Annotated in this window: 7 protein-coding genes; 5 read left to right on the top strand and 2 right to left on the bottom strand. The window is 70.8% G+C overall.

The genetic code is table 11. The features are described 5' to 3' along the window. From VF697_RS39640 to VF697_RS39650, 3 genes are all read left to right on the top strand, one after another. On the top strand, positions 1–794 hold a 794-nt coding region (locus VF697_RS39640; protein ID WP_331103396.1), incomplete at its 5' end, for an efflux RND transporter periplasmic adaptor subunit. Continuing rightward, positions 787–3045: a peptidase domain-containing ABC transporter gene (locus VF697_RS39645; RefSeq protein ID WP_331103398.1), complete on the top strand. Its 2259-nt coding sequence runs from the start codon at positions 787–789 to the stop codon at positions 3043–3045. The genes VF697_RS39640 and VF697_RS39645, both read left to right, overlap by 8 nt. A gap of 6 nt (positions 3046–3051) precedes the next feature. Continuing rightward, entirely contained in the window at positions 3052–4440 is a 1389-nt protein-coding gene (locus tag VF697_RS39650) for an MBL fold metallo-hydrolase (RefSeq protein ID WP_331103400.1), read from the top strand. A 135-nt stretch (positions 4441–4575) separates the two neighbouring features. Here the strand turns inward: VF697_RS39650 and VF697_RS39655 are convergent, their stop codons facing one another. After that, positions 4576–5409, bottom strand: coding sequence for an efflux RND transporter periplasmic adaptor subunit (locus VF697_RS39655; RefSeq protein ID WP_331103402.1), 834 nt, complete (start codon positions 5407–5409; stop codon positions 4576–4578). A gap of 101 nt (positions 5410–5510) precedes the next feature. After that, positions 5511–6863, bottom strand: a complete 1353-nt coding sequence (locus tag VF697_RS39660) for an FHA domain-containing protein (protein WP_331103404.1) — start codon at positions 6861–6863, stop codon at positions 5511–5513. Positions 6864–7066: 203 nt separating this feature from the next. Between VF697_RS39660 and cysS the strand changes: the two genes are divergently transcribed. Together cysS and VF697_RS39670 are read left to right on the top strand one after the other, a co-directional pair. Beyond that, positions 7067–8554, top strand: a complete 1488-nt coding sequence (gene cysS, locus VF697_RS39665; protein ID WP_414641444.1) for a cysteine--tRNA ligase — start codon at positions 7067–7069, stop codon at positions 8552–8554. Further along, on the top strand, positions 8554–9937 hold a 1384-nt coding region (locus VF697_RS39670), incomplete at its 3' end, for a M20/M25/M40 family metallo-hydrolase (RefSeq protein WP_331103406.1). The genes cysS and VF697_RS39670, both read left to right, overlap by 1 nt.

Consider the following 9937-nt stretch of genomic DNA (forward strand, 5'->3'; position numbering starts at 1 on the left):
TGGCCCTCGTCGACATCAACGACTACGCCGAGGGCCCCTTGCTGGTGCAGGTGAAGGGCCTGGAGGACGTCACCGCCACGGCGGGTGGACGGGTGAGCCGGGTGCTGGTGAGCCGCGGACAGCACGTGAAGGCCGGCCAGCCGCTGGTGGAGCTGTACTCGGGCGTGGAGTCCGGGGATCGCGAGCGCCTGGAGCACGAGTTCCGCAACCAGCTCGCCGCCTCGCTGCTCAATCCCTCCAACGCCACCGCGCAGGCGGCGCTCTCGGCCCTGCGCTCCCAGCTCGAGTCGAGCCAGGCGCGCCTGGCGGAGCGCTCCCTGCGGGCCACGTTCGACGGGCAGGTCAACGACGTGCGCGTGCGCGAGGGCCAGTTCCTGGGCGCGGGCGAGGTGGTGGTCTCCATCCTCCGCGACGGGGCCGAGTCCTGGGCGCTGGCGCTGGTGCCCGGCCGCTACCGGCCGATGATCAAGCAGGGGCAGGGCTTCCGGTTGGAGCTGGAGGGCTTTCCCTACGAGTACCAGGAGCTGGAAGTCACGGCGATCAGCGACGAGCTGGTGGGACCGACCGAGGTACGGCGCTACCTGGGGCCGGGCCTGGGGGACGCGTTGACGTTGCAGGGCCCGGTGGTGGCGGTGTCGGCGCGGCTGCCCGCGAGCACCTTCCAGTCCGATGGCCGCAGCTACACCTACTACACCGGCATGCCTGGCATCGCCCGGGTGAAGGTGCGCGCGCGCAACGGCTGGGTGACGCTGCTGCCGATTCTCGAGTACCTCGGGGGTGACGACCGTGGCTGATTCCGAATCGCCGACGCCCGAGTCGCCCTCGCTCGCCGAGCGCTTTCCCGCGCTCCAGCGGCTGGGCGAGCGGCTGCGGCAGCGGCGCATCCCCTACGTGGCGCAGCTCACCAACGTGGACTGCGGGGCGGCGTGCGTGGCCATGGTGCTGGGCTACTACGGCCGCAAGGTGTCGCTGGATGAGATCCACGTGGCGGCCGGACTGAGCACGCAGGGCATCAGCGCGCGCGGCATCCTGGAGGCCGGCCGGCGCTTCGGCCTGCTGGGCCGGGCGGCCAAGGTGGACATGGATCAGATCCACCTGCTCGAGCCCGGCGCCGTGCTGCACTGGGAGTTCAAGCACTTCGTCGTCTTCGAGAAGCTGACGCGCAAGGGCGTGCAGGTGGTGGATCCGTCCTTCGGGCGCCGCCACGTCACCCTGGAGCAGTTCCGCAAGTCCTTCACCGGCGTCACGCTGCTCTTCGAGCCCTCCGAGACGTTCCAGAAGGGCTCCTCGGCGCGCGGCTCTGATCGCTACCTGCGCCTGCTGTCGGAGGCGCGCGCCCTGCTGGGGCGGGTGGCGGTGATGTCGCTGATGCTGCAGCTCTTCGCCCTGGCGCTGCCCTCGCTCACCGGGGCGGTGGTGGATCGGGTGCTGCCCAACGGGGACAGGTCACTGCTGGCCATCCTCGCCACGGGCATGGGCGCCCTGGTGGGCTTCCAGCTCATCTCCTCGCTGGTGCGCGCCCACCTGCTGCTGCACCTGCGCACGGCGATGGATACCCGGCTGACGCTGGGCTTCCTGGACCACCTGGTGCACCTGCCGTTCTCCTTCTTCCAGGTGCGCTCCGCCGGCGACCTGATGAGCCGGCTCAACAGCAACGCCACCGTGCGCGAGCTGCTCACCTCGGGCGCGCTGTCCGCGGTGCTCGACGGTAGCCTGGTGATGGTCTACCTGGTGCTGCTGTTCTTCGGCAGCTGGCAGATCGCCCTGCTGGCCGTGGGACTGGCCCTGCTGCAGGTGCTCGTCTTCCTCTTCGCGCGGGGCAAGCAGCGCGAGCTGATGTCCAAGAACCTCGAGGTGAGCGCCAGCTCGCAGAACTTCGAGGTGGAGATGTTCACCGGCATCCAGACGCTCAAGGCCATGGGCCTGGAGGACCGGGCCGTGCAGAACTGGTCCAACCTCTACGTGGACGTGCTCAACGTCTCGCTGGAGCGGGGGCGCTTGCAGGCGCTCACCGAGTCCATCGCCAGCACGCTGCGCATGGCCTCGCCGCTGGCCATCCTGGCGGTGGGAACCATCCAGGTGCTCGACGGCGAGCTGAGCCTGGGCGAGATGCTGGCGCTCAACGCGCTGGCGGGCAGCTTCCTCAGCCCCATCGCCAACCTGGTGGCCACCGCCTTCCAGCTCCAGTTGGTGGGCAGCTACCTGGAGCGCGTGGACGACGTGCTCCAGGCCCCGCGCGAGCAGGTGCCCGCCACCACGCGCCGCACCCCCAAGCTACAGGGCAGCATCCAGGTGGAGAACGTCTCCTTCCGCTACAGCCCCTACGCGCCCCTGGTGGTGCAGGACGTGTCGGTGGAGATCCAGCCGGGCCAGTTCGTGGCCATCGTCGGCCGCTCGGGCGCGGGCAAGTCCAGCCTGGCGCACCTGATGCTCGGCCTGTACCTGCCCACCGGCGGCGCCATCCGCTACGACGGCACCCCCATTCAGGACATGGACCTGCAGGAGATGCGGCAGCAGATGGGCGTGGTGCTGCAGAGCCCCTCGCTCTTCCGCGGGGACATCCGCCGCAACATCGCCTACGCGGACCCCACGCTGCCGCTGGAGCAGGTGGTGGAGGCCGCCAAGCGCGCCCAGGTGCACGACGACATCGTGGCCATGCCGATGAACTACGAGACGGTGCTCAGCGAGATGGGCGTCTCGCTCTCGGGCGGTCAGCGTCAGCGCATCGCCATTGCCCGGGCGTTGGTGCACCACCCCGCCATCCTCCTGCTGGACGAGGCCACCAACGCGCTGGATGCGAAGACGGAGCGCGCCGTACAGGACGCCCTCTCGCAGCTGCGCTGCACGCGCGTGGTGATCGCCCACCGGCTGAGCACCATCCAGGGCGCGGACGTCATCCTCGTGATGAACCAGGGACGGCTGGTCGAGCGGGGGACGCACGACGAGCTGATGTCCCAGCGGGGTTATTACTTTGAGCTGGTGTCGTCCCAGGATCGCACCAGTGCCAGCAGCCCGGTCCCGGAGCGGACCGCCAAGGTGGGGTGACCGACAATGCTCTCTCCGAATTTCGTCGTGGACCTGGTGTCGCTGCCGGACCTCGGCGGGGTGAAGTTCGGCGATCTGCTCAACGGGATGATCCGCGCGAACCTGGATCCCCAGGCCACGCGGGAGCTGTTCGAGCGCGCCAACAAGCTGCTCCCCCAGCCGGTGCTGCGCCCGAAGGGGGCGGAGGACGGCGGCTTCCTCGTCGAGGACAGCGTGCTGTTCCCCGAGAAGAGCACCTGGTGGGTCGTCTTCCAGGATGGCGAGGAGCGCCTGAGCAGTGAGCTGCCCGAGGAGGCGGTGCCCGTGGTGGCCGAGTTCTTCCGCACGGCCACCCATACGAGCGATCCACGCAAGGTGCGCGAGGCCTGGCCCTTCGATGACGAGGCGTGGATCGAGCGGCTCGTGGAGGCCCCGCAGCCCGGGCTCCAGTGGCCCGAGCCGGACGGACCCGGCATCTACCGCCGCGAGCACGCCTCGCTGCTCATCCGCTCGCGCACCACGGGCCTCCTGGTGGATCCCGTGGGTATGCAGCGCCGGCTGCTGAACATTCGCGGGGCCCCCAACAACCTGCGGCCGGAGCTGGTGGACGCGGTGGCCATCACCCACAGCCACGTGGACCACTGGCACGTGCCCTCGTTCCTGGCGCACCTGGCCCGGCGGGAGCTGCCGGTGATCGTGCCGCGCGTGCCTCGGGTGAGCCTGCTCACCTTCCAGGACTTCGCGGCCACGGTGCGCGCGTGCGGTCAGTCCGTCCAGGCCGCCGCCTGGGGCGAGACGGTGAAGGTGGGCGACATCGAGATCGACATCCTGCCCTTCTACGGCGAGCAGCCCACGCGCGAGGGTCCCCGGCTGCGCGAGGGACTGAGGAGCTGGGGCAACTGCTACCGCATCAACACCGAGGACTTCTCGTGCGTGCTGCTGGTGGACAGCGGGGCGGACCCGGAAGGTGGCATGGCGGAGGTGCTGGCCGAGTCCTGCCGGCGTCGCGGCCCGGCGGACGTGGTGATGTGCTGCCAGCGTGAGTTCCAGTCGCCCTTCTTCGGCGGGCTGAACCATTACTGGGCGGCGGTGCCGTTCGAGCAACTCCGGGGGCTGTACCGGCAGTACCAGCAGGGGCAGCTCAAGAACACCACGGCGGGCATCGATGGCGCGGTGGAGGCGTGCGCCGCGGCCCAGGCCCGCTACTTCCTGCCCTACGCCAACGGCTTCGAGGGCGTGGGCCACATCATCACCGACATCGGCTGGGGCGAGGGCGAGCCCTCGGAGGCCAGCCGCAACGTGCTCATGCGCGAGGAGTTCGCGCGCCGGGGCCTCCAGACGCAGGTACTGGAGTGGAACCCGGGTGACGTGGCGCGGCTCTCGGGCGGCCAGGCGAAGATCTCCCAGGGCCGCTAGGCCTCCCGGTCGCGCGGCGCGCGAACTTGTCCACTAAGTGTACAGGTTGCGCGAGTTCGCGCCCGGGAGGTCCCCCCCTTCCTTCGCGAGCCCCGGGGAAGTGCCTTGCACGGGAGGCACTTCCTCCTGGCGGGCTCAGGGCACGGTGGCGGCGACGTTGGGGCGCAGCTCCACCTGGGCGAGCAGTCCGGTGGGAATGCGCCCGCGCTGGGCCGCCGGGACATTCAGCTTCGCCTCGGCTCGCAGGTGCCGCGAGGCCGGGTCGAGCTCGGGCGAGATGCTGTCCACGGTACCCGTCACGGTGACGTCCAGGGCCTCCAGCCGCACGCGCACCTCGGTGCCGGGGCGGACGTTGCCCGACTGGGCCGCGGGCACGGCGAAGCGCAGCCGCAGCTCGTCGCTCACCAGCCGCAGCAGGGGCGTGGTCCGCCCCACCAGCACGCCGGGTTGGAGGAGGACCTCGGACACCACTCCCGCGAAGGGCGCGCGCACCCGCGCGTTCGCGAGGTTGCTGGCGGCCAGGTCGAACCGGGCCTTGGCCTCGGCGGTACGGGCCTTGGCCAGATCCAGGTCGGCGAGTGCGAGCGCCACCTGCGTCTCGGCCGTCTCCAGCGCCTCGGCGGCGGAGTACTCGCGGATGCGCTTCTCACGCTCCAGCCGCTGCTGGGCCTGGGTGAGAAGGAGGTGGTTCTTGGCCTGGTCGGCTTCGGCCGCCTTGAGGTTGGCCAGCCGCGCGGCGAGCTCGAGCTCGAAGGGCTCCAGTTCCAGCAGGGCTATCTCCTGACCTGCGGAGACGCGCTCGCCCAGGCGCACCTTCAGCACCTCCATGCGGCCTTCCACCTTGGGTGCGAGGTCCAGCGTCCGACTGGCCACCACCACGCCCACCAGCGCTCCCGGAGGCGAGGCGGTCAGGGCGGGGGAGTTGGCCTCGGAGGCCTGGGCCAGCGCGATGCCGGGCCCGAGCATCATCAGGCATGCGACGACCCAACGGCCTGCGCGCAGTGGCTTCCGAGGAAGGAGCATGGGCTCGGATGATAGCACCGCGAGCCCCGTATCCAGGAGACCCGGGTCTAGCGCGACAGGGTCTGGGCCCGCTCCAGGGCCGCGCGAATCCGGGGCTCGTAGCGGCTCCACCCCTGAGAGAGCTCCTGATCGAGCTCCCGGGCGAGGGCGAGCTGCTGGAGGGCGGTGGAGGCGTCACCGGCCTCCAGGGCGGCACTGCCCGCGGCCCAGGCGGCCTGGAAGCGCACGAGCCGGTCGGAGAGGGCGTCGAGGTGGGCCCCGCGGGCGATGGCGAGGGCGGTGCCGACATCTCCGGCCTCGTAGCGGGTACGGGCCTCGGTCTCCGCTTCCTTGTTCACGACGGGGGAAGCGGAGGGAGCAGGCGAGGAGGCAGCCGCCTTCCCCGTTGTCAGGGCCGAGCGGTTCCCGGTGGCCTTCGGACGGGCCGGAATTTCCCTGGGGGCCTGCTCCCTCTTGGCGCCGGCCTTGTTGGCGATGGCCTGGGCGCTCAGGGGGCGCGTCTGGGGCGCGGCACGCAGCTGCTCCTCTGGGAGGGGCTCCGCGGCGGGCTCGGGATTGGGCACCGGGTCCGGAGCCTCCTCCGGGGCAGCGAGGTCCGCCGAGGGAGTCTCGGGGACGGGAGCCGCCACCTCGACCGGCGGGGCCTGCCACTCCGCCACCGGAGCGGAGGCGGGCTCGGCCTTGCCTCGCATGAGCCGCACCAGGGCCAGCGTGAGGAACACGGCCAGCAGGGCGCCCATGGCGACGGAGAGCAGCACGACGCGGCGGGCGCTCATCCCCACGCGGAGCGAGGACGGGGTCCGGCTGGGGGCGGCCCGAGGGGGCTCGGGGGTGGCTCCCGGCCCACGCACCCGGAGGAGCGCATTGCCGAGGGCGACCTCATCTCCGGCGTGGAGCTCGACCTCCCCGGTGAGGCGGACGCGGTTGACGAAGGTGCCGTTCTGGCTGCCGAGGTCCTTCAGGGAGAGCTGGTCGCCCCGGCGGGTGAGCTGGGCGTGGCGGCGGCTGATGGAGGGGTGCTGCAGGCGCAGGTCGGACGAGGAGGCGCGGCCGAGCACGAGCACCCCCTGCTTCAGGGGCTGGAGCTGACCGGCGCCGGGGCCGCGCTCGACATAGAGGAAGGCGGGGGAGTGGCCCGGGTCCTCATACTCGCCGGAGTCGAAGCGGGCGGGCATCTCGCGGTCGCGACCCTCGCGCGAGGCGCCGCTGGAGCCGCGCCGGGGCCGGCGACGAGGGCCCGCGGGGTACTGGGGGACGCGCTGGGGGCGGGGGTCATCCGCCTGGAGCGGGGCCACCTCGTCATCGTCGAAGGGGAGTTCCACCTCCGGCTCCTGGCGCGACGCGGACTCCCCCGGCGGGCGGGACGAGCGAGGCGGGCGCTTGGGGTTGGGAGGCGACATGGGGGGCATTCTCCCAGATTGGCGGCCAGGGGGGACAGGGGGCAGCGCAGGAGAGGGGGAAGATAGTCCTTTTTCAGGTGCCTGGAGTGCTCAGGGGACGGCAGTAGTGTTGAGTGTCCTGTCAGGCACTTGTGGTCGTGGCCGTGGGGAAGTCCTAGAGTCCGGCGTTCCAACCCGGACGGAACAGCGGGAGGTTCGCACACGTGGCCGCAACATCGATCCGCCTCTTCAACACGATGACGATGCAGAAGGAATCCCTGGAGCCGGCGGTGCCGGGCAAGCTGGGGATCTACGTCTGCGGCCCGACGGTCTACAGCTACATCCACATCGGCAACGCGAGGACGTTCACCTCGTTCGACGTGGTGGTGCGCTACCTGCGCTACCGGGGCTTCCAGGTGATGTACGTGCGCAACTACACGGACGTGGACGACAGGATCATCAAGACCGCGCAAGAGACGGGCGAGGCGCCGGTGGCCCTGGCGGCCCGGTTCGTGGAGATCTTCCGCGAGGACGCGCGGGCGCTGCACCTGCTGGAGCCGGACGTCTCGCCGAAGGTGAGCGAGACCATCCCCGAGATCGTCGGCATCATCGAGAAGCTGGTGGAGCGGGGCGTGGCGTACGAGTCCCAGGGGGACGTGTACTTCTCGGTGAAGCGCTACCCGGAGTACGCGAAGCTGTCCAAGCGGAACGTGGACGACCTGTGCGCGGGCGAGCGGGTGCAGCCAGGCGAGCAGAAGCACGAGCCGCTGGACTTCGCGCTGTGGAAGGCGGCGAAGCCGGGCGAGCCGTCCTGGGACAGCCCCTGGGGCAAGGGGCGGCCGGGCTGGCACATCGAGTGCTCGGCGATGAGCAAGAAGTACCTCGGGGAGAGCTTCGACATCCACGGGGGCGCGTTGGATCTCATCTTCCCCCACCACGAGAACGAGATCGCCCAGAGCGAGGCGGCGAGCGGGAAGACCCTCGCGCGCTACTGGATGCACTGCGGCTTCCTCGACCTCGAGGGGGCCAAGATGTCCAAGTCGCTCGGCAACGTGGTGCGGCTGCGGGACGCGCTGGAGAAGGTGGACCCGGAGGCCCTGCGCTTCTTCTTCCTGTCGACGCACTACCGGCACCCGCTGGGCTTCGCCGACAAGGGGCTGGCGGACGCCGAGCAGCGCATGGAGTACTTCTACGAGACGCTGCGCAAGGTGGACGAGCGCGTGAGCGGGAAGGACTTCGGCAAGGGCGCGCTGCACGGCGAGCCGGGCAGGTTCCTCACCGAGTTCGAGTCGCAGATGGACGACGACTTCAACTCGGCGGGCGCGCTGGGCGTGCTGTCGGGCCTGTTCGCGCTGATGAACGAGCTGACGGACAAGCCTCCGGTGAAGGACAAGGCGCTGGTGGGGCGGACGCTCCAGGCGCTGCGCGAGGACGTGCGCAAGGTGGCCGGCGTGCTGGGCCTGTTCGAGGACGAGCCGGCGCGGTGGCTGCTGCGGCGGCGCGAGCGGGCGGTGAAGGAGCGGGGCCTCGACGTGGCGAAGGTGGAGCAGCTCATCCAGGCGCGCAATGACGCCCGCAAGGCGAAGGACTTCGCCGAGGCGGACCGGGTGCGCGAGGCGCTGAAGGGGCTCGGGGTGGAGATCATGGACACCGCCGGAGGCACCGTGTGGAAGGTGGCCCCGGCGTCGACCTCGGAGCAGCCGAGCGCCTGATGATGAAGCAGACGCTGGTGCTCCTCACCACCCTGTTCCTGCCGCTCGCCGCCCAGGCCCAGCTCACCACGGCGGCGGAGAAGACCGCCGCCCGGACCATCGAGCCCGAGGACCTCCGGGCCCACATCGGCTTCCTGGCCTCGGATCTGCTCGAGGGCCGGGGTCCGGGCACGCGGGGGGATGCGCTGGCGCAGCAGTACATCGCCACGCAGTTCCAGCTCCTGGGCTTGAAGCCAGCGGGCCCGAACGGGAGCTACCTCCAGCCCTTCGAGCTGGTGGGCATGATGGGTCACCCCGAGACGCTGACCTTCACCACGGCCTCGGGCAGCACCCAGCTCCAGTACCACGAGGACTTCGTCGCCTACTCGGGGGTGCAGGCCGAGGTGTCCTCGCTCCAGGACTCGGAGCTGGTCTTCGTGGGCTACGGCATCCAGGCGCCCGAGTACGAGTGGGACGACTTCAAGGGGATGGACCTGAGGGGCAAGACGCTCCTCATCCTGAACAGCGACCCGGAGGACGACCCGAAGCTCTTCGCGGGCAAGGCGCGGCTCTGGTACGGCCGGTGGGACTACAAGTACGCGCAGGCCGCGAAGGTGGGGGCGGCGGGGGCGATCATCATCCACACCACGCAGAGCGCGGGCTATCCGTGGCAGGTGGTGCAGACGTCCTGGTCCGGCGAGCAGTTCGAGCTGCCGGCCTCGGGAGAGAGGCCGCGCCTGCAGGTGAAGGCCTGGGCGACGGACGAGGCCTCGCGCCAGGTGGTGCAGCTGGCGGGGAAGGACCTCGATACGTTGCGCGAGGCGGCGCGCAAGCGCGACTTCCGCCCGGTGCCGCTGGGGATGAAGGTGTCCACGCGCTTCGCCACCCAGGTGCGCCGCCGGCCCACGGCGAACGTGCTGGCCCTGCTGCCCGGGAGCGACCCGAAGCTGGCCCGGGAGGTGGTGCTCTACACGGCGCACCATGATCACCTGGGGGCGAAGGCGGACGCGAAGCCAGGCGAGGACGCCATCTACAATGGCGCGGTGGACAACGCGTCCGGCGTGGCGGCCATGCTCGAGGTGGCCAAGGCCTTCACCGCGCTGCCGAAGGCGCCGCCGCGCTCCATCCTCTTCGCGGCGGTGGCGGCCGAGGAGCAGGGGCTGCTGGGCTCGCAGTACCTCGCCGAGCACCTGCCGGTGCACCCGGGGCGCGTGGCGGCCAACGTCAACATCGACGGGCTCAACATCCACGGGCGCACGCGGGACGTGACGGTCATCGGGCTGGGCAAGTCCTCGCTGGACAAGCCCCTCACGGCGCTCGCCCACGCGCAGGGGCGGCTCGTGAGGGCGGACCAGCTGCCGGACCGGGGCTTCTTCTACCGCTCGGACCAGTTCAACTTCGCGA

It is taken from the genome of Archangium sp., from assembly GCF_036388035.1.
Classification (GTDB): domain Bacteria; phylum Myxococcota; class Myxococcia; order Myxococcales; family Myxococcaceae; genus Archangium.